The sequence below is a fragment of the Pseudoclavibacter sp. Z016 genome (assembly GCF_002931215.1).
GTDB lineage: Bacteria > Actinomycetota > Actinomycetes > Actinomycetales > Microbacteriaceae > Pseudoclavibacter.
Window position 1 is genome coordinate 34252 of the sequence record NZ_PSTU01000009.1, and the last position, 23944, is coordinate 58195.

Consider the following 23944-nt stretch of genomic DNA (forward strand, 5'->3'; position numbering starts at 1 on the left):
TGAAGTCTAGACGGCGGCTCCGAACAGCGCCCTGATGAGGCTCGGAATGGCGGAGACATCTCTCCGGAAATCGCAGCTGCTCGGGACGTGACCGCGGGCGCATTCACCGAATTCGGGGGCGAAACCGGCGTATTCCAGGGGAAGTGCGGGCACGGTGCGTTAGATTGAGGGGTCGAGAGTCTCCATGAACCTCATGGAAGACGACGGCACCCTCGCGAGAGGAGCACGTCGAGCGCACAAACGATGCACGGCGCAATCACTCGAGAAGGAGTCACTCAGTGAGATTCATCCTAGCCGCGATCGCATTCCTCGGAAGTGTCGCGCTGCTTGTCGTCGGCTGGCTGCAGGTCACGGAAGCGCGGGCGGCCGACACGGTCGTCGCGACGGGCACGCTGACCCAGGAGTCGCCGTTGCTGGTCATCCCCAGCGACACGCTCATCGAGCACGCTGGCACGCAATCCATCACGATCCGCGGCGATGGCCCCATTCGCGTCGCGATCGGGCGCCAGGCGGACATCGCAGGCTGGGTCGGAACGACGCAGCACGAGATCGTCACCCTCGACGACACGAGCGGAGCTCTCGTCTTCACGCCGGGCGAGGCTTCGGCGGATGAGACGACGGCCCCCAACATCCTCGGCAGCGACCTCTGGTTCCAGGAGTACGAGGGGGAGGGGCAGCTCGAGATGCAGCAGACGCTTCCCGTCGGCTTCGCCCTGCTCGTCCAGTCGGACGGGGAGGCCTCCGCGCCCAACGAGATCTCCATCTCCTGGCCGCTCGACGGACGCGCGCCCATGGCCGGTCCGCTCCTGCTCGGCGGCGGAGTCCTGCTGCTGATCTCCCTCGGCCTGCTGCTCTGGGCGCTGCTGAGCATGCGCCGCCGCTCGAAGCCGCAGCGACAGGCTCGCGAGGAGCTCGCCTCCGAGATCCCGGTCGTCGTGCCCGCCTCTGACGGCGGAACCGCGGCGACGCCGGCGTTCTCCTTCGGAGGCTCAACGCAGGTCGCGGACGACGGGCTCGATTCGTCCGAGGTCGATCCGATCGAGCAGTCGCAGAGCGTCGTGGCCGAATCGGTCCGGCTCTCCGAAGGCGACGCTCGATCCGTCGAGGCAGACCACGACAGCTTCAGGCCGGTCGAGGAGCCCAGCTGGGCGCCACCGGCCACCGTCGACGCGGCGGACCGGCAGCCCCAGGCTGCCGCCTTCCCTTCCTTCCGGGCCCCGAGCGCCGAGGCAGCAGCAGTCAGCCAGGCACCTGGCGCACCCGTTGCTCCGGCGGTCGACGACCCGTTCAGCTGGAGCGGCCAGGAGGAGGCATCGTCTCCGGATGCCGGCGACTCCCCGTCCGAGTCGGCAGCGCTTCCAGCGGACGACGACACGGACAAGGCGGACTCAGGCAAGTCGGACGACGACGACTCCACCGGTGGCGGGGAGCCTCCCGCTGGCGGAGCGCCCGGCCCTGACGCGACCGCACCATCCGGCGACGCGCCCGCTGCTGAGCCTCAGCAGTGGCGTCGACCCCGCGGTCGCGACCGGAGCCAGGCCCCGAAGCGACTCTTCAGGCTCATCCCAGTGCTGCTCGTCGGATCGATCGCGCTCTCCGGATGCTCCGCCGACTTCTGGCCAGAGCAGTTCGGCGGGTCGACGAGTGCGCCGACGACGCCGACGCCGACCTCCTCGATCGACCAGGCGCTCCTCACCGAGGGCGAGGCACTGCCCGCCGTGAACGCGCAGCAGCTCACGGAGATCCTCGACGACGCAGCCAAGCTCGCCCAGGAAGCCGATGCCGCCAACAAGCCGGATGGGCTGGCGCCGCGATTCACCCAGGCCGCCTACCAGGAGCGCGCAGCCGAGTACAAGGCGAAAGCCGCCGACAACGCGCTGCCCGGCCCCGTGGCCTTCCCGACCGGCGAGATCGTCTACGCCGTGCCGCAGGCCTCCGAGGCCTGGCCGAAGTCGATCTTCGTGGTCCGGGAAGCCGGCGGAGAGACGCCAACGGCACCGTTCGGCATGATGCTCACGCAGTCGACGGCCCGCGACGCCTACAAGGTGGCATCCATCGTGCAGCTCACCCCCGACGTGACCCTGCCGGAGGCGGCCCCCGTCGAGATCGGAGCCCCCGGTATCGACGGCCTCGCACAGCCGCTTGTCATCGCTCCTGAGGAACTCGCCGCGGCCTACGCCGACGTCATCAGCAACGGCGACGGCTCGCAGTTCGCCGCGCTCTTCTCTCCCGACGGAGATTCCCTGCGCACCCAGATCGCCGATGCCAGGGCAACGGTCTCGGGCGAGATCGACGCGAACGCGGCGCGGATCGAATTCCAGACGCGGGCGAGCGACGATCCGCCCTTCGGCGTGCAGACGCTCGACGGGGGCGCGATCATCGCGGTCTCCATCGAGGAGGTCGAGAAGCTGAGCGCACGCACGCAGCTCGCGACGCTGAGCGTCCAGGGCCGCACCGCCGCTCTTGCCGGTGCCAGCTCCTCGTCACTCGGGTTCGAGACGCTCTACACCAACCAGCTCATGTTCTACGTGCCGTCTGAAGCGACAGGCGGCGCAGTCCAACTGCTCGGCTACGCCAACACCATGACCGGCGCACGCCAGCTCAACGCCAACGAGGTTACCTATGGCTGAAACCCCTCCACTCAACCCAGCGAGTCTCTACGGAGCCGTCGATCTCTCCTCGCTCGTCCAGCGCGCGAACACGCCGGCGGGTCAGGAGCCCGGCGCTCCGGCAGCCGGCGCTCCAGGACAGCCCACGCAGCCAGCAGCCGGAGAGCCGGTTGCGACGCTGCCGGACGTCGTGGTCGATGCCGACGAGCAGACGCTCGAGCAGTTCATGCAGCTCTCGCAGTTCCTGCCCGTCATCGTCGAGATGCACGCCGCCTGGTCGAGCGATGCGCAGGCCCTCTCGCCCGTGCTCGCGAACATCGTCCGCAGCGCTGAAGGACGCATCGTGCTCGTGCGGGTCGACCTGGATGCGCATCCGCAGCTCGGGCAGCAGCCGCAGGTCATCGCCATCATCGGCGGTCGGCCGCTGCAGCTCTTCTCCGGCAACCCGCCCCAGGAGCAGATCACGCAGATCGTCGGCGAGATCCTCCAGGTCGCTGCCCAGCAGGGGCTCACGGGCCACGTCGCGGTGGATGCGGCACCTGAGGCCGAGGCGGAGGCCCAGGCCGAGCCTGCCGCACCGCCGCTCCCGCCGCTGCACGCTGAAGCCTTCGAGGCGCTCGAGCGCGGAGACTATCCTGCAGCCATCGACGCCTACGAGCGCGCCCTCGCTGAGCGCCCCGCCGACGACGAGGCTCGCGCCGGCCTCGCCCAGGTGCAGCTCCTCGTCCGGCTCCAGGGCAAGACGCTCGAGGAGATCCGGCAGCGAGGCGCCGCCAACGCGGACGACCTCGATGCGCAGCTCGACGTCGCGGACCTCGACCTGTCGGGCGGGCATATCGACGACGCGTTCGACCGCCTGCTGACGCTGTTCCCGAAGCTCGACGCCGAGGGCAAGACGACGGTGCGCGAACGCCTCCTCGATCTGTTCCTCGTCGTGGGCGTGGCAGACCCCCGCGTGGGGGCTGCACGGGCACGGCTCACGAACCTGCTGTTCTGACCTGAGCTGGCGAACAGAGCGAGGCCCGGATGCGATCAGATCGCATCCGGGCCTCGCTCCGTTGAGCCTGCGGGTCTCCTAGCCCTCGAACTTGAGCCAGACTGCCGCGAGCGGCGGGAGGGTGATGGCCGCTGACTGCGCGAAACCGTGGGACGCGACGTCCTCGGTCGTGACGGAACCGTAGTTGCCGGCCCCCGAACCCGCGTACGTCTCCGCATCGGTGTTGAGCACCTCAGACCAGCGTCCGGCGTGTGGCAGGCCGAGGCGGTAGCCGCCGATGGCCTGGTTCGAGAAGTTGAAGATCATCGCGACGTCCGGAGTGCCGTCGAAACCACGGCGCGCGAATGCGAGGACGCTGTTCGCTGCGTCGTCGCCGCTGAGCCACACCATGCCGGACGAGTCGTCGTCGAGCTCCCAGAGCGCGCCCTCGTGCTTCGCGAGACGGTTGAGGTCTCCGACGAGACGCTGGACGCCCGCGTGGCCGGGGTTGTCGAGCTCCCACCAGTCGAGGCCGCGGGACTCGCTCCACTCGGTCTGCTGCGCGAACTCCTGCCCCATGAAGAGCAGCTGCTTGCCCGGGTGGCCCCACTGGTACGCCAGGAAGAGGCGCGTGCCGGCGAGCTTCTGCCACTCGTCGCCTGGCATCTTCGAGTACAGAGACCCCTTGCCGTGGACGACCTCGTCGTGGCTGATGGGAAGCAGGAACCGCTCGCTCCACGCGTACACGAACGAGAACGTCAGGTCTCCCTGGTGGTGGGAGCGGTAGATGGGGTCGCGCTCGACGTACCTGAGGCTGTCGTTCATCCAGCCCATGTTCCATTTGAGGCCGAAGCCGAGGCCGCCCCATTCGGTCGGCTTCGTGACGCCAGCCCAGCTCGTCGACTCCTCGGCGATCATGGCGATACCGGGGTAGAGCTTGTAGGCCGTCGCGTTGACCTCCTGCAGGAAGGCGATGGCCTCGAGATTCTCGCGCCCGCCGTGGATGTTCGGCACCCACTCCTCGCGCGAGTAGTCGAGGTAGAGGATGGAGGCGACGGCGTCGACGCGCAGCCCGTCGATGTGGAACTCCTCGAGCCAGTACAGCGCGTTGGCGACGAGGAAGTTGCGCACCTGGGAGTCACCGAAGTTGAAGACCTTCGTGCCCCAGTCGAGCTGCTCGCCGAGCCGAGGGTCGGCGTGCTCGTAGAGCGCCTGGCCGTCGAACTCGGCGAGGCCGAAGCTGTCCTTCGGGAAGTGGCCGGGCACCCAGTCCATGATGACGCCGTAACCGGCCTGGTGGAGCCGGTCGATGAGGTAGCGCAGGTCGTCGGGCGAGCCGAGGCGGGAGGTCGGCGCGTAGTAGCCGGTGACCTGGTAGCCCCACGAGCCGCCGAAGGGGTGCTCCGAGAGCGGCATGAACTCCACGTGGGTGAACTCGAGGCCGTCGAGGTACTCGACGAGCTGGTCGGCCAGCTCGCGGTAGCCGAGTCCGGGACGCCAGGACATGGCGTGGAGCTCGTAGGTGGTCATGGGGCCCGTGTGCGGGTCCTTCTGCGCCCGGGACGTCATCCAGTCGCCGTCGCCCCACTCGTACGTGCTGGGGTTCGCGATGACCGACGCGGTCTGCGGCGGCTGCTCCGCGTGCAGCGCCAGGGGGTCTGCCTTCTCGACCCAGTCGCCGGAGGCGGTGCGGATCTGGAACTTGTAGGTCTCGTGCGGCGTGACGCCTGGCACGAAGAGCTCCCAGATGCCGAGTGCGTCGAGGCGGCGCAGGGCGTGCGCCCGGCCATCCCAGCCGTTGAACGAGCCGATGACGCGCACGGCCTGGGCGTGGGGTGCCCAGACGACGAACGAGGTGCCCCAGACGGCGGAGTGGGTGCCCCAGTGCTCGCGGTGGTGGGCGCCGAAGACATGCCAGAGGCGCTCGTGGCGCCCCTCGCCGAAGAGGAACTGGTCGACCTCGCCCACGACGGGGAGGAAGCGGTAGGGGTCGTCGACGATGTGCGGAACGCCGTCGCTGTAGACCGTCTCGATGCGGTAGTCGTCGAGGCCGTGCTCGTGCACGCCCTGCCAGATGCCGTGGGCGAGATGCTGCAGCTCGACCCGCTCGCCGCTGGACTCGAGGATCGCGGTGACGCGCTCCGCGAGGGGGCGACGCGCTCGGATGAGCGTGCGGCCGTCTTCCTGCAGGTGCTGCCCGAGGATCGCGTGGGGGCCGGAGTGCGTGCCCTCGGCGACCGAGCGCAGCTCACCCTCGGGAACGCCGATCGGTGCGGGAGCGGCGGGCTTGAGTTCGTCGGTCATGGTGTTTCCGTTCTCGAGATCGTCCGGTCGCGCCGCCTGGCGCGACCGGACGACGGGTCAGAGTGCCGAGTGCCTGACGCGCAGGATGTGCGCGGGGAGGGTGGATGGGTCGAGGCGCACGTAGTTCGCGCCGCCCCAGACCCATTCGTGCCCGCTGAGGAGGTCTTCCACCCCGAACTCCGTGTCGGACGCGAACCCGAACTTCGTCTGGTCGATGTAGACGGTCGCCTCCTCGATACCGGAGTGGTTGAGGTTCACCGCGACGATCACCGTGTTGGAGACGCCGTCGGCGGCGTACTCGGCGGGCAGGTGCTTGGAGAAGACGAGCACGTTCTCGTTGTCGCTGAACTGCACCTCGAAGTTGCGCAGCTGCTGGAGCGCCGGGTTGGCGCGGCGCAGCTCGTTGAGCTTCGTCAGCAGCGGAGCGAGGGAGTAGCCGCTCGCTTCCTGGGCCGCCCAGTCGCGCTGCTTGAACTCGTACTTCTCGTTGTCGATGTTCTCTTCCGAGCCGGGGCGGGCCACGTTCTCGGCGAGCTCGAATCCGGCATAGACCCCCCACAGCGGGGAGGAGGTGGCGGCGACGATCGCTCGGATCTTCGCGGCGTTGCGCCCACCCTTCTGCAGGTACTCGGTGAGGATGTCCGGTGTGTTGACGAAGAAGTTCGGGCGAAGGAAGTCGCTGGACTCCTTCGATACCTCGGTGAGGTACTCCTCGAGCTCCGTCTTCGTGTTGCGCCAGGTGAAGTAGGTATACGACTGCTGGAAGCCGGCCTTCGCGAGCGCGTGCATGATGGCGGGTCGGGTGAACGCCTCGGCGAGGAAGATGACCTCGGGGTGCTTGGCGTTGACCTCGTGGATCAGCCACTCCCAGAACTGCAGGGGCTTCGTGTGCGGGTTGTCGACGCGGAAGATCTTGACGCCGAGGTCGATCCAGTACTCGACCGTGTCGAGGACCTCCGCGTACAGGCCGTTGCGGTCGCCGTCGAAGTTGATCGGGTAGATGTCCTGGTACTTCTTCGGCGGGTTCTCGGCGTAGGCGATGCTGCCGTCTGGCAGCTGCGTGAACCAATCAGGATGCTCAGCTACCCACGGGTGGTCGGGGGTCGCCTGCAGGGCGAGGTCGAGGGCGAGCTCCATGCCGTTCTTCTCGACCTCGCTGACGAAGTACCGGAAGTCCTCGACGGTGCCCAGGTCGGGGTGGATGTCGCGGTGGCCGCCTTCTGCGGACCCGATCGCCCACGGGGAGCCCGGGTCTCCAGGCTCCGTCGTGAGGGAGTTGTTCGGCCCCTTGCGGTTGGTGTGCCCGATCGGGTGGATCGGCGGAACGTAGAGCACGTCGAAGTTCATGGCTGCGACCGCAGGCACTCGCTCGGCAGCGGTGCGGAACGTGCCGGAGGTCCAGCTGCCGTCCGCCGCCTGCCTGGCGCCCTCCGAGCGGGGGAAGAACTCGTACCAGGCCGCGTTTCCGGCCAGCGCGCGGTCCACCTGGATGCTGCGCTTGGCCGAGCGCGTCACGAGGGAGCGGACGGGGTGCGCCTCGACGACCTCGAGCACGTCTTCGGCGAGCAGCGAGGCGAGGCGGAAGGAAGCGGACCGGGAGGTGAAGCGCGACGCGGTCGCCGCGTCCCGCAGCACGGCACTCTGATGCGCGGTGAGCTCAGGATTGGTGGCCGCACGGTCGACGACCATCGCGCCGAGCTCGAGCATGACGTCGACATCGATGCCTGCGGGGATCTTGATCTCCGCGTTGTGCTGCCAGGTCGCGAAGTCGTCGTTCCAGGCTTCGACCCACCACTCGTGGGTGCCGGCGGCGGTGACCTGCGCCTCGGCGAGCCACGAGTCGGTGCCCTTCGGGCCAGGCTGCATGCGGATGCGCGTGGCCTCCGCGCCGGGCTCGGTGAGCACGAGCTCGACGCCGATGATGTCGTGTCCCTCGCGGAAGGCGACGCACGAGAAGGGCACGACATCGCCCACGTACCCCTTCGTCGGGAAGAGGTTGTCGACGAGCTGCGGCTGCAGGTCGAGGATGGGGATGCGGCCGATCACCGGGACGTAGCCGGAGCCCGGGAAGGCGTCGCCGGTCGGCGGGAGCGCCGTCGCGACGGCCGCGGCTGCGGCCGGCATCGCCGCTGGAGCCTTCGGCTTGCGCGCCCTTGGCGCCTTGTCCGAGGAGGGCTCGGGTGCTGCCGCTGCGCTCACTGGCGCGTCCTGCGCCGCTGGGGCAGGCTTCGGCGAGGTGCTCGCTCGCTTCGCGGCTGCCCGACGTGGGCGGCTCGGTGGAATCTGGTCGTCTGACGCTGGTGTCGTTGCCACATCCGAACGCTACCAACACCCACCCGCATCGGGGCTGTTCGCGTGTCACGGAATGCGAACGACCCCCCACGCCGTGGGCTAGATGTGGTGGTGTCCCGGCTCGACGTCCACGGTGTAGACCTGCACGGAGGGTCCCTCGAGACCGGTGAGCTGACCTGGGACGAGCACGCGACTGGCGCTGAGCGCCTCGTCCGGGTGCTCGTGCGTCGAGTCCCAGAGGAGCCGGTACCCGGTGATCTCGTCGACGGCTGGCGCGCGGAGCGCCGCGTCGTCCTCGCTGCCGTGCACGACGAGCAGGAGCCGGTCGGTGAGCATCCGCACCCCGTCGACGAGCTCGGCGTCGCCCGTGAAGTCGGCATCGGCTTCCGGGATGTAGGCGTCCAGCAGCACCTGCAGGGTTCGCCCGCCCGGCCCCTGCCAGGAGCCGTCGCCCATGGGGTTGCCGAGCGCGTCGAACCACCGGCGCCTGGTGCCGTGCTCGCTGAGCGCGTGCCCGTGGTTGAAGCTGCTCGGACGCAGCACCTGGTGCTGCGCACGCAGCTCGATGAGCCTGCGCGTGTGCGCGAGCTGGGCGAGCTGGACCTCGCTCAGCTCCCAGGAGAACCAGGTGAGGGGCGAATCCTGGTTGTACGGATTGTTGTTGCCCTTCTGCGACCGCGCGACCTCATCGCCGGCCGTCAGCATGGGCACACCTGCGCTCAGGAGCAGAGTGCCGAGGAGGTTGCGCATGGAGCGCCTGCGCAGCGCTTCGATGTCGTCGCGGTCGCTTGGCCCCTCGACGCCGAAGTTCCAGGAGCGGTTGTCGCCGGTCCCGTCGCGGCCGAGCTCGGCGTTCTGCAGGTTGTGCTTGACGTTGTAGGAGACGAGATCGCGAAGAGTGAAGCCGTCGTGGGCCGTCACGAAGTTGACGGAGGCCAGGGGCCCGCGGTCGTCGCTGAACATGTCGGACGAGCCGGCGAGCGAGGTGCTGAACGCGCCAGCACCCTCGGGATGCACGCCGGAGCTGCGCGCCTCGGCGATGTCCCTGACCCAGAACGAACGTGCGTGGTCGCGGAAGCTGTCGTTCCACTCCGACCAGTCCTCCGGGAAGTTGCCCGTCTGCCAGCCGCCCATGCCGACGTCCCACGGCTCCGCGATGAGCTTCGTGTCGGCCAGGCGGTCGTCGCGGACGATCGCCTCGAGCAGGGGGTGATGCGTCTCGAAGGCATGGTGCGCATTTCGGCCGAGCGTCGCCGCCAGGTCGAAGCGGAAGCCGTCGATGCGGAACTCCTCCACCCAGTACCTGAGCGAGTCGAGGATGAGCTCGCGCACGATCGCCTCCGACGTGTCGAGCGAGTTGCCGCAGCCGGTCTGGTCGATCGGGTTGCCGTGCATGTCGTGCCGGTAGTACGTGGCGTTGTCGAGGCCGCGGAACATGGACGTCTCGTCGCCGCGCCCACCCTCGGAGGTGTGGTTGTAGACGACGTCGAGGTACACCTCGATGCCGGCTGCGTGCAGGTGCTTGACCATGCCCTTGAACTCGCGCGCGATCGCGTGCGGGCCAGCCGCACGGGCGGCGGGGGAGGCGTAGTCGGCATGCGGGGCGAAGAATCCGAGCGTGTTGTAGCCCCAGTAGTTCGCCATGCCCTGGCGCCGCAGGAACGACTCGGACGCGAACGCGTGCACGGGAAGCAGCTCCACCGCCGTGACGCCGACCGATTGGAGGTAGGCGATCGTGTCCTCGTGCGCGAGGCCGGCGTAGCTGCCACGCAGGTCTTCCGGCATGTGCGGGGCGAGCTGCGTGAATCCCTTGACGTGCGCTTCGTAGACGACGACGTCGCGGAGGGGGAGGAGCGGTGCTCGGACCTGGCCCCAGTCGAAGGGCTCGGACTCGACGACCTGGGCGGTCCAGACCGGGACGGCCGGGCTGCCGACGTTCGCGACCTGCCTGGCGTACGGCTCGACGAGCAGCCGATGCCTGTCGAAGGCGTTCGTTCCGCTCGACGGCCCGTCGGCGCGCACGGCGTACCGCTGCCCGTTCACGAGCTCGGCGCATTCTGCCTGCCAGACGCCGCCTGGCATGCTGGCCATCTCGATGGTCCGCGTGACCGTGCCGTCGGCGGCCACGAGGCACAGCGTCATCGAAGTCGCGTGCATCGAGAACACGCGGAGGCGCGCGATTCCCTGGCGGTGGGTCACGCCGAGGTCTGAGCGGGTCTGGGAATCGGGCATGAGGCCTAAACTGTTCGAATCGAGCGGCCGGGCGCCGTCCGGCGGCTTCCTGGTCACATGCGTGCGTCCTGGTGCGCACAGATCGCGCAAGTCTATGTCGAGAGTGAGGCGAGGAGCGAAATGGCCGTTTACCTCGACCACGCCGCGACGACGCCGATGGTGCCGGAGGCGAGGGCTGCGCTGCTCGCGGGACTCGAGCTGACGGGGAATCCGTCGTCGATTCACGGCCACGGGCAGGCAGCGAAGCGGATGCTCGAGGGGGCACGAGAGCGCGTCGCAGCCGCGCTCGGCGCGGACCCCATCGAGGTCGTGTTCACCTCTGGCGGCACCGAGGCCATCAACCTCGGCGTCAAGGGCCTCTACTGGTCGCGGCTGCGGCAGCGGCCGACCCGAACGCGCATCCTGGCGCCTCGAGGTGAGCACCATGCGACGGTGGATGCGCTCGAATGGCTCGCCGCGCACGAGGGAGCGGTCATCGACTGGCTGCCTGTCGATGCAGCAGGCCTCGTCGATCTCGAGGTCGCGGCAGCACGGATGCGCGAGCACGCCGACGAGATCGCCCTGGTCACGGTCATCCTCGCGAACAACGAGGTGGGCTCCGTGCAGCCCGTGCGTGCGCTCGCCGAGCTCGCGAACGAGCAGGGGATTCCCGTGCACGTCGACGCCGTCGCGGCGTTCGGGCACATTCCCGTCTCCCTCCGCGATCTCGGCGTCGCGGCGCTCAGCGTCTCCGCGCACAAGATCGGCGGACCCGTCGCGATGGGGGCCCTCGCCCTCGCGCGCGCCCACACGGTCGAGGCGCTGATCCACGGGGGAGGGCAGCAGCGGGGCGTGCGCTCGGGCACGCAGGACGTACCGGCGGCGCTCGCCTTCGCGGCGGCCACCGATGCCGCGATGACGCGTATGGCTGCGGAGGGGGCGCGCCTCGACGGCCTCGCGCTGCGGCTCTCGGAGGGCCTCGACCGCATTCCGGGCGCGCAGCTCCGAGGGGCACCGCTGGACGGCGCGCTCGTCGATCGCGGCGTGGAGGTCAGGGCGCGGGTGCCCGGGAACGTCCACGTCACCTTCGACGGCTGCCAGGGCGACTCGCTGCTGTTCCTGCTCGACATGGCAGGGTTCTCGGTCTCGACGGGCTCGGCCTGTCAGGCCGGCATCGCGGAGCCCTCTCACGTGCTGCTCGGCATGGGCCTCGACGAGCGTGCGGCGCTCAGCGCGCTCCGCTTCACGCTGGGCGCCTCGACGTCAGCTGCGGACATCGACGCCCTCCTCGCAGTGCTGCCGCGGATCGTGGAGCAGGCGCGCACCGCCGGTTTCTCGGACCGCGCCGTCTAGTTTCGAGTCGTCTCCGCTGAGCAGGCCTCGGCTCTCGCCTCAGTGTCGGCGGATGCGCCTACGCTGACGCCATGACGATGCGAGGCGCTGGAGGCGGGCCCCCTGCCGGAGGTCGCGTGCGCGATGAGTCCGTGCTCCGCGCGGCGAACGAGCAGGCCCCACAGATCGACGACCTGTGGCAGCGGGTCATCCGACTGTTCTCGCCGTACCGGCGGAAGATCGCCATCGCGCTGGCGCTGGTGCTCGTCACCGCCGCCATCTCGGTGCTGCCTCCGCTGCTCACCGAGCAGGCGTTCGATGTCGGCCTCTTCCCGCCCGATGGAGCTGGGCCGAACATCGGCGAGCTGTGGAAGATCGTCGGGCTCATGGCGCTGCTGTGGGTCGCCTCGAGCGCGCTCGGGGTCGTGCAGACGTACTTCACGGCCAGCGTCGGCAACTCGGTCATGGGCGACCTCCGCGTGCGGCTCTTCGAGCACCTCCAGCGCATGGAGCTCGCGTTCTTCACGCGCACGAAGACCGGCGTCATCCAGTCCCGCCTGCAGAACGACGTCGGTGGCGTCGCATCCACGCTGCAGTCGATGATCACGAGCGTCGTCGGGAACATCGTCACCGTCCTCGCAGCCGTCGTCGCGATGGCGCTGCTCTCGTGGCAGCTCACGATCATCGCCTTCGTGCTCATGCCAGCGCTCGTCTGGGCGCAGCGTCGGGTCGGCCAGGTGCGTGCCCGGATCGCGACGAAGACGCAGGAGTCGCTCTCCGAGATGACGGCCATCACGCAGGAGTCGCTGAGCGTCTCCGGCATCCTGCTCGCGAAGTCGTTCGGTCGCGAGGAGGCCGAGGGGCAGCGGTATCGCGCTGAGAACCTCAAGCAGATCGGCCTCCAGGTCAAGCAGACCATGAGCGGCCAGAGCTTCTTCGCGTTCGTGTCGATCGTGTTCTCGCTCGTTCCCGCGGCCGTCTACATCGTCGCCGCGTACCTCATCACGGGTGGCGTCGATCTCACGGCCGGGGCGATCGTCGCCTTCACGACGGTGCAGACGAGGCTCACGATGCCGCTCATCGGACTCATGCGGATCGGTCTCGAGGTGCAGACGTCGAAGGCGCTCTTCGCCCGCATCTTCGAGTACCTCGACCTGGCTCCCGCCATCACGCCGTCGCCGGCGCCGACGCCCCTCGACGAGTCGAGGCTCGGCGAGGTGACGTTCGATCACGTGTCGTTCAGCTACCCGGACGCGGAGACCGACGCGGCCCCCACGCTCGACGACGTCTCGTTCACGGTCCGTCCCGGTGAGTTCGTCGCGTTCGTCGGGCCGAGCGGTGCCGGGAAGACGACCATCGGCTACCTGGTTCCGCGGCTCTACGAGGCGTCATCCGGAGCCGTGAGGTTCGCCGGCACCGACGTGCGAGACCTCGACCACGACGCGCTCATCGCCAACACGGGCATCGTGAGCCAGGAGAGCTACCTGTTCCATGCGTCGATCGCAGAGAATCTGCGCTTCGCGAAGCCCGAGGCGACGCAGGCGGAGATCGAGGATGCGTGCCGGCAGGCCAACATCCACGAGACCATCTCGAAGTTCCCCGACGGGTACGAGACGCTGGTGGGGGAGCGCGGGTATCGGCTCTCCGGCGGTGAGAAGCAGCGCGTCGCCATCGCGCGAGTTCTCCTCAAGGACCCGGCCGTCCTGGTCCTCGACGAGGCGACCAGCGCTCTGGACACACGGTCGGAGCGATTCGTGCAGCGTGCGCTGGACGCCGCATCGCGGGGGCGCACGGTGCTCGCCATCGCGCACCGCCTCTCGACGGTGAAGGACGCCGACGTGATCTGCGTCCTCGACGAGGGCCGCATCGTCGAGCGTGGCAGCCACGCAGAGCTCATGGCCGGCGGCGGGCTCTACGCCGCGCTTCACGAGGAGCAGCGCACCGACGTCGAGCCAGAGCTCGAATCCTGATTCAGCGGGCCAGCTGGATCTCGTCTTCGATCTTCCACTTGCCAGCAAGCGCGGGGGCGAGTGGGATGACGCCGAGGGTGAGCACGGCGAGGAGGCCAAGCGGGATCGACCAGTTGCCCGTCGCCGTGGCCAGCACGCCGACCGTGAACGGCGCGAGGGCGGCGAGGGCGTAGCCGACGAGCTGGACGAAGCCGCTCAGGATAGCCGACCCGCGCTGGCCCGATGCGCGAAGGCCGATGAGCGTGAGGCAGATGGGGAAGATCAGCTGCCCGAAGCCGATGAGCAGCACCCAGACGACGGGGGCTGCCGTCGGGGCCAGGATGAGGCCCAGGTAGCCGAGCGCGAATCCGGCCGCCGCGGAGATGAGCGGCCACGTGGTGCCGAGGTGCTTGATGACAAGCGGGGTCGCCAGCGAGAGCGGGATGCCCATGGCCGCGAACAGCGAGAGGTAGCCGGCCGCGGCGACCGTGTCAGCGCCCGCCCGCTCCTGCAGGATCGTTGGGAGCCAGCCGAAGCAGCAGTACGCGTTCATCGACGAGATCGCGAAGGTCGTGGCGAGCGCCCATGCCCGCTTGGAGCGCCAGATGGAGCGTGCGGGCCGTGCGGGCTTGCCGTTCGGCAGCGTCACGGCGCCCGTCGTCTCGGGCACGTGTCCGCGCGCCGCTCGCACCTGGGCGCGAACGAGGAGGATGAGCCACGGCACGGCTGCCGAGGCTGCGACGATGCCCCACATCGAGAGCGAGGTCCGCCAGCCGGAGGCCAGGGCGACGGGCGCCGCGAGCAGCGGAGGCAGCATCGTGCCGAGCGCGACGACGATCGCGTAGGTGGAGGTCATGACCGGGATGCGCGACCGGAAGTACGTGACGACGACCGGCGGCAGGAGGATGTTGCCGATGCCCATGCCGAGGAGGGCGATGCCGCTGCCGCCGAGGAGGGTGGGGACGTCGGGGGCCGCTCCTCGGAGCAGGTGGCCGGCGATGATGGCGGCCAGGGCGAGGACGATGAGCAGCTCGAGGCGCACGCGACGCAGCAGCCACGGGGTGACGAGGCCGGCGATCGCGAACGCGACGGGAGGCAGCATCGTGAGGAGCCCGGTGGTGGCGCCCTGGAGCGGGAGGTCGACGGAGATGAGATCGAAGATCGGCGAGGCGTTGGTGACGGCGGTCCTCAGGTTCAGTGCGAGGAGCACCAGCGCGAGGACGGCGAGTGCCGTCCAGAACCACGGGGACCGTGCGCTGCCAGAGGGGTTCGGAGCGGGGAGAGTCGACACGAGGTGCCACTGTACCCAGGACCTGCACAGGAAACTTGCACTTGTGAAACTTTGCACTCATGCATATTCTTGAGTGGTGTCGAACCCAGCCCTCTCCCTCCGCGAACGCAACCGCATTGACTGCTGGCACGCCATCCACGATGCCGCTGCCGACCTCACGATCGAGCGGGGCCTCGACGAGACCACGATCGACGCGATCAGCGATCGCGCCGGCGTCTCACGCCGAACCTTCTTCAACTACTTCCCGAGCAAAGAGGATGCGGTGCTCGGCATGCAGGCACCGACCCTGCCCGACGGCGCCCTCGAGGACTTCCGCGCAAGCGGGGGTGACTCGTTCGGCCGCACGATGCGGCTCATGCTGGCCGTCCTCGATTCGGCGATCCCCGACCACGACGACTTCCCACGGCGGCGCACGCTCGCCGACCAGAACCCAGTGCTCGAGGAGCGCCTCAGGCGCCACATCAGCGCGGCTGAGGACATCGTCCTCGCGATCCTGACCGAGCAGGACGGCGACAGCTCGACCGAGCCGCTGCCTGACGGCATCGAGTCCGCCAAGGCACTCCTGTCGCTCGCCGCCACCATCCTGCGCTTCACCAGCCGGAACGACCCCCACGGCATCCTGGTCGACCGGGAAGCCGCCATCAACCGCTCTATCGACGTATTCAGGAAAGCGATCTCAGAATCCCTATGACGACTCCCCCCAGCATCGATTCGCAGGCCCGCGCCGAGACCGGCACAGGAACCGGCGCGAGCGACGGCGCGCGCGCAGCGAGGCCCGCGGCTGGCGCGACGACCGGCACGTCCCACAAGCGGAGCATCGTTCCGCTCTTCCTCGGCCTGATGGTCACGATGCTCATGGCATCGCTCAACAACACGGTCCTCTCCAGCGCCATGCCGACCATCGTGGGGGAGCTCCACGGAGTCGAGCACATGAGCTGGGTCGTGACGTCGTTCATCCTGGCGTCGACCGTCATGATGCCGGTCTACGGCAACCTCTCCGACCTGTTCGGACGCAAGCCGCTGCTGCTCATCGCCATCGGGCTGTTCATCGCCGGCTCGGTGCTCGGCGGCCTGGCTCCCTCGATCGAGCTGCTCATCGGCGCGCGCATCGTCCAGGGGCTCGGCGGCGGTGGCCTCATGATCCTGTCGCAGGCCGCCATCGCCGACGTCGTCCCCGCGCGCGAGCGTGGCAAGTACATGGGGGTCATGGGCGCGGTCTTCGCCTTCTCCTCCGTGGCTGGCCCGCTGCTCGGTGGCTGGTTCACGGAAGGGCCGGGATGGCGCTGGGTGTTCTGGATCAACCTGCCGCTCGGTGCTCTTGCGCTGCTGGCGACGATCTTCCTCCTCCGTCTCCCCAAGCGCCCCGCGCAGGAACGCACTCGGATCGATGTCAGCGGCATGGCCCTCATCTCCCTCGCGACGACCGCGCTCGTGCTCGTCGGAACGTGGGGCGGGTCGCAGTACGCGTGGACGTCGCCGACGATCCTGCTGCTCGCAGCGCTTGCCGTCGTCTCGGCCACGGCGTTCGTCTTCGTCGAGCGCGGTGCCGCCAACCCGATCATGCCGCTCGGCATGTTCCGCGACCGCAACTTCATCCTGACGACGATCGCCAGCCTCTCCACGGGCGTCATCATGTTCGGCACGCTCGGCTACATGCCGACCTACCTGCAGATGGTGACGGGGTCCGGACCAACGGTGTCCGGCCTGCTGATGACCCCCATGATGGGTGCGCTGCTGGTCACATCGATCCTGAGCGGCCAGTACGTCTCGCGCACGGGGCGCTACAAGTGGGTCCCCATCGCGGGGTCCGCCGTGCTCGGTGCCGGGCTCCTGGTGCTCTCGTTCGTCACGGTCGACAGCCCGGTGTGGATGATCTGCGTCGCCCTCGGCATCATGGGAATCGGACTCGGCGGGAGCATGCAGCTGCTCACGCTCATCGTGCAGAACTCGTTCCCCGCTCGCATCGTGGGCACCGCGACGGCGGCCAACAACTACTTCCGCCAGGTCGGCGCGACGCTCGGCTCCGCGGTTGTGGGCTCGGTCTTCGCAGCGCGGCTGACGCAGATGGTGGCCGACCGTCTTCCGGACGGGGCAGCCGCCGAGGACGGCGCGAGCTCCTTCACGCCGGCGGCGATCGCTGAGCTGCCCGATCAGCTCAGGGCCATCATCGTCGGCTCTTACAACGAGGCGCTCATCCCGATCTTCCTCGCGCTTGTGCCCCTGACGGTCATCTCCATCATCGCGCTGTCCTTCCTGAAGGAGAAGCCGCTCGCGACCGGTGCTGAGCCGGCCACGACGACCTCGGCGACGCACATCGGCTGACCCCAACCTGTTCCGCACACGGGGCGGTGTCGGAGGCCCGACGTACACTTATCCGGTGAAAGTTCTAGCCGCCATGAGCGGCGGGGTCGATTCCGCCGTCGCAGCAGCCCGAGCCGTCGAGGCCGGGCACGAAGTCATCGGCGTGCACCTCGCGCTCTCCCGAATGCCAGGCACGCTCCGCACGGGGTCTCGAGGGTGCTGCACCATCGAGGACTCGATGGACGCCCGTCGTGCCGCCGACCTCCTCGGCATCCCGTTCTATGTGTGGGACTTCTCCGAGCGGTTCAAGCTCGACGTCGTCGATGACTTCATCGCGGAGTACAGCGCCGGCCGCACGCCGAACCCCTGCATGCGCTGCAACGAGAAGATCAAGTTCGCGGCGCTCCTCGAGAAGGCCATCGACCTCGGGTTCGATGCCGTGTGCACGGGGCACTACGCCACCCTCGCGACGGGCGAGGACGGACTCGTCGAACTGCACCGAGCGAGTGCTTGGGCGAAAGACCAGTCGTACGTGCTCGGCGTGCTCACCCAGCAGCAGCTCGAGCACTGCTACTTCCCGCTCGGAGACACGCCCTCCAAGGATCTCGTCCGTGCGGAGGCCGCCGAGCGCGGAATCAGCGTCGCGCAGAAGCCCGACTCGCACGACATCTGCTTCATCCCAGACGGCGACACTCGGGGATGGCTCGGTGACCGCATCGGCACAGCCACCGGCGAGGTCGTCGACAGCGCCGGCGCGAAGCTCGGCGAGCACGACGGAGCGACGGCCTACACCGTCGGCCAGCGCAAGGGGCTTCGGCTCGGCGTTCCAGCCCCCGACGGGAAGCCGCGGTTCGTGCTCGAGATCCGCCCGAAGACCAACGAGGTCGTTGTGGGGCCGAAGGAGGCGCTCAACATCGCGGAGATCGCCGGCCAGCGGATGAGCTGGACGGGCGCCGCGAAGACGGAGGCCGACGGCGCGTTCCGCTGCGACGTCCAGATCCGCGCCCACGCCGATCCGGTCCCCGCCACCGCGCGTGTGAGCACGAGCGCCGCGAGCACGCGTGACGACGCCACCATCCCGGGCGTCGAATGGAGCGTGGTCGTCGACGAGCCGCTTGTCGGGGTCGCACCAGGCCAGACTGCCGTGGTCTACGTCGGCACGAGCGTGCTCGGCCAGTTCACGATCGACCGAACCGTGAGCGCCGTGCAGGAGAGCACCGCGCAAGATGGCGTTGCAGGCAGCGCAGACGGGAAGGAGGCGGCATGAGCAAGCAGGCTGAGGGCTCGGTCCTGAAAGACGGCGAGGCGATGGACATGCTCACCGACCGAGCGGAGCGCTGGGCGGCGAAGTACAAGAACCTCTCCGACTCGGAGCGCTGGCGCAGTGACTACGACGAGCACTTCGACGCGCCAGCCCTCCAGCTCGCGAAGCGCTGCACCCTGGAGGCGCGCCCGTTCGGAGCGAAGGACTGGATCCTCGCCCTCGTGCTCTGGTTCCTCATCGGCGGCACGGTGTTCCTCGCCTCGAACTTCCTCATGCAGCTCGAACCCACCTGGCAGATCGTGTTCGCCGTCTTCGCCGTGCTCATCGCCGTCGTCGGCATCGTGCAGAGCTACCTCGAGACGACCAGCGAGCGGCGCGCCGCCAAGCGCCTCGCGGGCAAGAAGGACTGGCTCCTCTCCGTGAGCCGCAAGGCCGCGATGGCGACCCTGAGCTCCCGTGCAGGAGCGACAGCGTGACGAGCTTCGAGGATGCACGGGAACGCGTCGCCGAGGTGCGGGAGCTCGTCGCCGAGTACCAGGCGGCGTACTACGAGCGCGACGCGCAGCTCGTCTCGGACGCCGAGTACGACACGCTCGTCCGCGAGCTCGACGAGCTGGAGCGCGAGCATCCCGAGCTGCAGTCGCAGGACTCCCCGACGCAGACGGTCGGCGGCGGCGTCGCTGACGGCCTGCGGCCCATCGAGCACGCGGAGCGCATGCTCTCCCTCGACAACGTCTTCTCGATCGACGAGCTGCGCGAGTGGTGCGCCAAGACGGAGGCGGCCGCGGGCCGCCGAGTCGCCTGGCTCACGGAGCTGAAGATCGACGGCCTCGCCATCGCCCTGCGCTACGAGCACGGCAGGCTCGTCACCGCGGCAACTCGCGGTGACGGTCGCACGGGCGAGGAGGTCACGCAGAACGCGCTGCAGATCGACGGCATCCCCGAAGCGCTCTCGGGCGAGGGGCACCCGCCGATCGTCGAGGTCCGAGGTGAGGTCTTCATCCCGGTCGCCGCGTTCACGCAGCTCAACGAGTTCCAGGCGTCGCTGCGCCCCCGTGCCGTCGACGAGTACCGGGCGAGGTGGGAAGCCCGGCCCGCCGCGACGCGCGGTGAGTTCGACGAGCAGGCCGAGCTGGAGCGGGCCACGAAGCGATTCCCCGACTTCGCGAACCCGCGCAACGCGGCCAGCGGGGGCCTGCGGCAGCAGCTCGAGAAGAAGAGCGGCCTCGAACGCGAGGCCGGCGAGCTCCGACTCCACTCGCTGCGGATGTACGTCCACGGGATCGGCGCGTGGCCCTCACCACCGGTCGATTCGCAGAGCCAGGTCTACGAGCTCCTCGCCGGATGGGGCCTGCCCGTCACCCCGTACGCCAAGGTCGCCGAGGCGGTCGACGACGTCGTCGACTTCGTCGAGCACTACGGGGCCGAACGCCACTCCGTCGAGCACGAGCTGGACGGCATCGTCGTGAAGGTCGACGAGCTCGAGCTGCACGACGAGCTCGGCATGACCAGCCGCGCGCCGCGCTGGGCCATCGCCTACAAGTACCCGCCAGAAGAGGTGCACACGAAGCTCCTCGACATCGCAGCGAGCGTGGGACGCACCGGGCGCGTCACGCCCTTCGCGATCATGGCACCCGTCAAGGTGGCGGGCAGCGTCGTGCGGATGGCGACCCTCCACAACCAGGACGTGGTGCGGGTCAAGGGCGTCAAGATCGGCGACACGGTCGTGCTGCGCAAGGCCGGGGACGTCATTCCGGAGGTGCTCGGGCCGGTGCTCGAGCTGCGCGGCGACGACGTGCGCGACTTCGTCATGCCGAGCGATTGCCCGGAGTGCGGGACCCCGTTGCGTCCCATGAAGGAGGGCGACGTCGACCTGCGCTGCCCGAACGCCCGCTCGTGTCCTGCCCAGGTCCGAGGCCGAGTCGAGCACATCGGCTCGCGCGGGGGACTCGACATCGATGCGCTCGGCGAGGTGACCGCCGCAGCGCTGACCCAGCCGACGGTGCCCGAGCTGCCTCCGCTCGAGACCGAGGCTCGGCTCTTCGCGCTCACCCTCGAGGAGATCGTCCCCATCGAGGTCGTCGTCCGCGACTCGGAGACGGGAGAGCCCAGGACCGACGATGAGACGGGCGAGCTCATCCGACGAGCTCCGTTCCAGAAGGTCTCACTCGTCTACCCGCCGGGCTCCGAGGAGATGACGCCCGCCGAGCGGCGCAAGGCCGGCATCAAGAAGGACTTCAGGCTCGTCGAGCCTTCAAAGCAGGCGACGACCCTCCTCGAGCAGCTCGAGGTCGCCAAGACGAAAGACCTCTGGCGTCAGCTCGTCTCGCTCAACATCCGCCACGTCGGCCCCGTTGCCGCGCGGGCACTCGCGGACTGGTTCGGTTCCCTCGAGGCGATCGAGGCGGCTCCCGCCGAGGAGCTCGCCCAGGTCGAGGGCGTCGGCCCGACCATCGCGGACGCGATCGTCGAGTGGCTCGCGGAAGACTGGCACCGTGACATCGTCGAGGCCTGGCGCGCTGCCGGTGTGCGTTTCTCGACGCCGGACCATCCGGGCCCCGGCGCGCGGACCAGCACCGAGGGACCGCTCTCCGGCCTGAGCGTCGTGGCGACGGGAACCCTCGAGGGGTTCACGCGGGACGGCGCCAAGGAGGCGATCATCGCCGCCGGAGGGAAGGCCGCTGGCAGCGTGTCGAAGAAGACCGACTTCGTCGCGGCAGGGCCCGGAGCGGGCTCGAAGCTGACGAAGGCCGAGGAGCTCGGCATCCCCATCCTCGACGCAGACGGCTTCCGCCTGCTCCTCGAAGGTGGACCCAGCGCGGTCGAGCACCTGCGAGCCGACGCGGAATGAGAGCTCGGCGCGCACCGGCGACAGGAAGCGGACTCCGAGGCGGCGGACCGGTCGCTCGGCTACAGTGTGCAGGCCGTGGCAATGGCTCGCCGCGGGGGAACGGGGAACCATGCTCAGCGTGAGCTTGCAAGATCTGGCGGACGACGCCGCCATCCTCCACTTCGACGCGCACGCGCAGCTCACGGAGCAGCTCGGCGACGCCGGATGGGACGTCGACCTCACCGCCCCGTCGATCACGTATCAGACCCAACCGGCCGCGACGGTGCTTCCGGTGCAGCTCATCGGCAGCGTCGCGCAGAGCGCCGGCACGTGGATGTGGGGCTGGAACAACGTCAACGGCTTCCCGGAGCAGGCCATCGAGCTTGCCGGCCGGGTGCGCTCGTTCGTGCTCGACGGCGGGCCAGAGCAGCTCTCCTCGTCGGTCGTGAAGACCGAAGAGGCGTCTCCGCTCCACCTTGTCCTCGCGGCCAAGGCGCTGACGCGCTCCCGCGACAGCGTCGTCGTCGAAGCGGCGCCCGGCGTCCAGGTGCATCTCATGGTGCAGGCGGGGCCCGACGCGACCACGACCGCAGAGCGCGCGACGCGCGCCATCCTCGACGCCGTCGACGCGGGTGTCCTGAGCGACCACGTGCGTGCCCTGCACTCCTACGCGGCGCGGACGCACTCGCAGCTCCAGCGCACGGGAGCCGCCAGCTACGAGCTGGCGACCGGCGACGGACTGGTCGAGATCACACTCGACGACGCCCAGCAGGTGCTCGTGGTGCGCGTGGCGCCCGCCGCCGCGGTCCCGACCGGAGACGACAGCGCTCCCGAGGCCGCAGTCGAGCCTGCGCCCGTCTCGGAGCCCGCGCCGATTTCGGAGCCTGAGCCCACTACGGAACCCGACCCCGCTCGGGAGCCCGCGCCTCTCTCGGATCCCGCGCCCGCTCCTCATCCCGGTGTCGAGCACACCACCGCAGCGGACCCCCACCCGGCTTCCGAATCGGCCGCGGACACCGCCTCCTCTTCGCTGACCGCCCCATCGGCCACCCTCGACTCGCGCACCGAGGGCGAGCAGGGCCCAGAGGCCGAGCTTTCATCGGAGAGCCAAGCGCCGGCCGAGCTGCACGTCAGCCCCACCGCCTCCTCGACCGCCGCTCCGCCGGTGCATCCTCGCGAGGCGCCGTCGTTCGAGGCCCAGCAGCCCGCGCCCGTCCCGGTCGTGCCGCCGGCGGGGCTCCCGACTCCGCCTCCGCCCGTCGTGCCGGCTTCAGCTCCGTACGTGCCGATCCCGCAGCGCCGGGATCAGCCGAGCGCGGCGTCGGCGTCGCAGGCGCCAGCAGCATCCTCGGCTACTGCCCAGCAGCAGGCGCCGAGCGCGCCCTGGCAGCCCTTCGACGCCTCGCCCCGATGGGAGCGCACACCAGCATCCGCCGTCGCTCCTCCCAACGGCGGACCTCCGCCCGTGCCAGCACCTGCGCCTGGTGAGGGCGCGGCCCAGGGGTTCCTGCCGCCGCACCTGGCCAACCCACCGCAGGTCGCTCAGCCGACGCAGTTCGGGCAGCCGAGCAACCAGGGCCAGCCTCCTCGTCAGGGCTGGCCGCAGCCCGGCGCCCAGCCCGGGCCTGGCCAAGGCCAGGGAGCGTGGCAGCAACCTCAGCCGCAGCAGAATCCCGGACAGGCCTACCCGGCGGGGCAGTCATTCCCGGGCCAGCAGGCGCCGGGACGGCAGTTCCCCGGCCAGCAGGCGCCGGGGCAGCAGTTCCCAGGGCAGCAGTTCCCGGGTCAGCAGTTCCCGGGCCAGCAGGCTCCAGGTCGGCAGTTCGCGGGCCAGCAGAATCAGGGTCCCCAGGGTCAGGGGCAGCCTGGCTCGGCAGGCGGCTACCAGCCTCAGGGTCCATGGGGTGCAGCGCGCCCCGGACAGGGCCAGCAGCCAGGGCCGCAGGGCCAGCAGGGACAGCCGCCCCAGGGGCCGCCACCGCAGCAAGGTGGCTCCTGGCAGGGGCAGCAGCCGGCAGCCGGCAACGACTTCGGTCGCGCGCCGTCCCAGCAGCAGCGTGACCCACGCCAGGGACAGCCGCAGTATCCGGGCCAGCACAACCAGGGTCAGCAGTATCCGGGCCAGCCCAACCCGGGCCAGCCCAACCCGGGCCAGCCGTACCCCGGCCAGCAGCAGCCGGGCCAGCCGTACCCGGGCACTCCCTACCCTGGCCCGGCCGGGGGCTTCGATCCCCGCCAGCAGGGCGCCCCGCAGCAGTTCCCGCCGACGCGCGGCGCGCAGCAGAACCCGCAGCCCGGCGGATGGAACGGCCAGCCTGCGCGCACGCAGCCCCAGCACGGCCAGCCGCCGTACCAGGGCCAGCCGCAGACTCCAGGCCAACCGCCGTACCAGGGCCAGCCGCAGTACCCGGGGCAACAGCCCGCTCAGCCGGGGCAGCCGCCCTACCAGGGGCAGCCGCAGTACCCGGGGCAGCAGCGCGCCCAGCCGGGGCAGCCCGGATACGACCCCCGCTGGCAGGGCAATGGGCCATCGTCCCAGCCTCCCCAGCAGCAGCCACCACGCCAGTAGCCACGGATGGAGCACG

At 69.6% G+C, this 23944-nt stretch carries 14 protein-coding genes; 10 read left to right on the top strand and 4 right to left on the bottom strand.

The features are described 5' to 3' along the window. Window positions 1-278 precede the first annotated feature (278 nt). Together C5B99_RS05020 and C5B99_RS05025 are read left to right on the top strand one after the other, a co-directional pair. The gene (locus C5B99_RS05020) at window positions 279-2630 is read left to right on the top strand and encodes a hypothetical protein (RefSeq protein ID WP_104240696.1); all 2352 of its coding nucleotides are present in this window, start codon (window positions 279-281) and stop codon (window positions 2628-2630) included. After that, complete coding sequence (locus C5B99_RS05025) at window positions 2623-3606, top strand: tetratricopeptide repeat protein (protein ID WP_104240697.1); 984 nt, start codon at window positions 2623-2625, stop codon at window positions 3604-3606. Before C5B99_RS05020 ends, C5B99_RS05025 begins: the two co-directional genes overlap by 8 nt. 78 nt (window positions 3607-3684) lie before the next feature. Here C5B99_RS05025 and glgB read toward each other — a convergent pair whose 3' ends face one another. The 3 genes from glgB to glgX form a co-directional block, all read right to left on the bottom strand. Continuing rightward, window positions 3685-5889: a 1,4-alpha-glucan branching protein GlgB gene (gene glgB / locus C5B99_RS05030; RefSeq protein ID WP_104240698.1), complete on the bottom strand. Its 2205-nt coding sequence runs from the start codon at window positions 5887-5889 to the stop codon at window positions 3685-3687. A 57-nt stretch (window positions 5890-5946) separates the two neighbouring features. After that, window positions 5947-8013: an alpha-1,4-glucan--maltose-1-phosphate maltosyltransferase gene (locus tag C5B99_RS05035; protein WP_104240784.1), complete on the bottom strand. Its 2067-nt coding sequence runs from the start codon at window positions 8011-8013 to the stop codon at window positions 5947-5949. A gap of 267 nt (window positions 8014-8280) precedes the next feature. After that, a complete protein-coding gene (glgX, locus tag C5B99_RS05040) occupies window positions 8281-10413 on the bottom strand; it encodes a glycogen debranching protein GlgX (protein ID WP_104240699.1) in 2133 nt (710 codons plus the stop codon). Between the two features lie 120 nt (window positions 10414-10533). Here glgX and C5B99_RS05045 point away from each other — a divergent pair, with 120 nt between their 5' ends. Beyond that, the gene (locus tag C5B99_RS05045; protein WP_104240700.1) at window positions 10534-11745 is read left to right on the top strand and encodes a cysteine desulfurase family protein; all 1212 of its coding nucleotides are present in this window, start codon (window positions 10534-10536) and stop codon (window positions 11743-11745) included. Between the two features lie 71 nt (window positions 11746-11816). After that, window positions 11817-13694 (top strand): ABC transporter ATP-binding protein, encoded by a 1878-nt coding sequence (locus C5B99_RS05050; RefSeq protein ID WP_104240701.1) that lies wholly within the window; start codon window positions 11817-11819, stop codon window positions 13692-13694. Window position 13695: 1 nt separating this feature from the next. On the opposite strand, the gene C5B99_RS05055 is transcribed toward C5B99_RS05050, so the two are convergent. After that, on the bottom strand, window positions 13696-14964 hold the full coding sequence (locus C5B99_RS05055; RefSeq protein ID WP_181064945.1) for a CynX/NimT family MFS transporter: 1269 nt from the start codon (window positions 14962-14964) through the stop codon (window positions 13696-13698). 76 nt (window positions 14965-15040) lie between these two features. Between C5B99_RS05055 and C5B99_RS05060 the strand changes: the two genes are divergently transcribed. The 6 genes from C5B99_RS05060 (at window position 15041) to C5B99_RS05085 (ending at window position 23928) form a co-directional block, all read left to right on the top strand. Further along, window positions 15041-15655 carry a TetR/AcrR family transcriptional regulator gene (locus C5B99_RS05060; RefSeq protein ID WP_181064946.1) on the top strand — a complete coding sequence of 205 codons (615 nt, stop codon included), beginning with the start codon at window positions 15041-15043 and terminating at the stop codon, window positions 15653-15655. After that, window positions 15652-17286 (top strand): MDR family MFS transporter, encoded by a 1635-nt coding sequence (locus C5B99_RS05065; RefSeq protein ID WP_104240704.1) that lies wholly within the window; start codon window positions 15652-15654, stop codon window positions 17284-17286. The genes C5B99_RS05060 and C5B99_RS05065 overlap by 4 nt, the downstream gene beginning before the upstream one ends. 55 nt (window positions 17287-17341) lie before the next feature. Beyond that, complete coding sequence (gene mnmA / locus C5B99_RS05070; protein ID WP_258063077.1) at window positions 17342-18532, top strand: tRNA 2-thiouridine(34) synthase MnmA; 1191 nt, start codon at window positions 17342-17344, stop codon at window positions 18530-18532. Beyond that, on the top strand, window positions 18529-19005 hold the full coding sequence (locus tag C5B99_RS05075; protein WP_104240706.1) for a hypothetical protein: 477 nt from the start codon (window positions 18529-18531) through the stop codon (window positions 19003-19005). Before mnmA ends, C5B99_RS05075 begins: the two co-directional genes overlap by 4 nt. After that, on the top strand, window positions 19002-21380 hold the full coding sequence (ligA, locus tag C5B99_RS05080) for an NAD-dependent DNA ligase LigA (protein WP_104240707.1): 2379 nt from the start codon (window positions 19002-19004) through the stop codon (window positions 21378-21380). The genes C5B99_RS05075 and ligA overlap by 4 nt, the downstream gene beginning before the upstream one ends. 118 nt (window positions 21381-21498) lie before the next feature. Beyond that, window positions 21499-23928 (top strand): DUF6882 domain-containing protein, encoded by a 2430-nt coding sequence (locus C5B99_RS05085; RefSeq protein WP_146081943.1) that lies wholly within the window; start codon window positions 21499-21501, stop codon window positions 23926-23928. Window positions 23929-23944 lie beyond the last annotated feature (16 nt).

Coding starts and splice junctions, on each gene's coding strand:
- C5B99_RS05025 (WP_104240697.1), top strand. CDS start 2,623: ATGGCTGAAACCCCTCCACTCAACCCAGCGAGTCTCTACGGAGCCGTC.
- C5B99_RS05065 (WP_104240704.1), top strand. CDS start 15,652: ATGACGACTCCCCCCAGCATCGATTCGCAGGCCCGCGCCGAGACCGGC.
- glgX (WP_104240699.1), bottom strand. CDS start 10,413: ATGCCCGATTCCCAGACCCGCTCAGACCTCGGCGTGACCCACCGCCAG.
- C5B99_RS05045 (WP_104240700.1), top strand. CDS start 10,534: ATGGCCGTTTACCTCGACCACGCCGCGACGACGCCGATGGTGCCGGAG.
- C5B99_RS05035 (WP_104240784.1), bottom strand. CDS start 8,013: ATGCCGGCCGCAGCCGCGGCCGTCGCGACGGCGCTCCCGCCGACCGGC.
- C5B99_RS05050 (WP_104240701.1), top strand. CDS start 11,817: ATGACGATGCGAGGCGCTGGAGGCGGGCCCCCTGCCGGAGGTCGCGTG.
- glgB (WP_104240698.1), bottom strand. CDS start 5,889: ATGACCGACGAACTCAAGCCCGCCGCTCCCGCACCGATCGGCGTTCCC.
- C5B99_RS05075 (WP_104240706.1), top strand. CDS start 18,529: ATGAGCAAGCAGGCTGAGGGCTCGGTCCTGAAAGACGGCGAGGCGATG.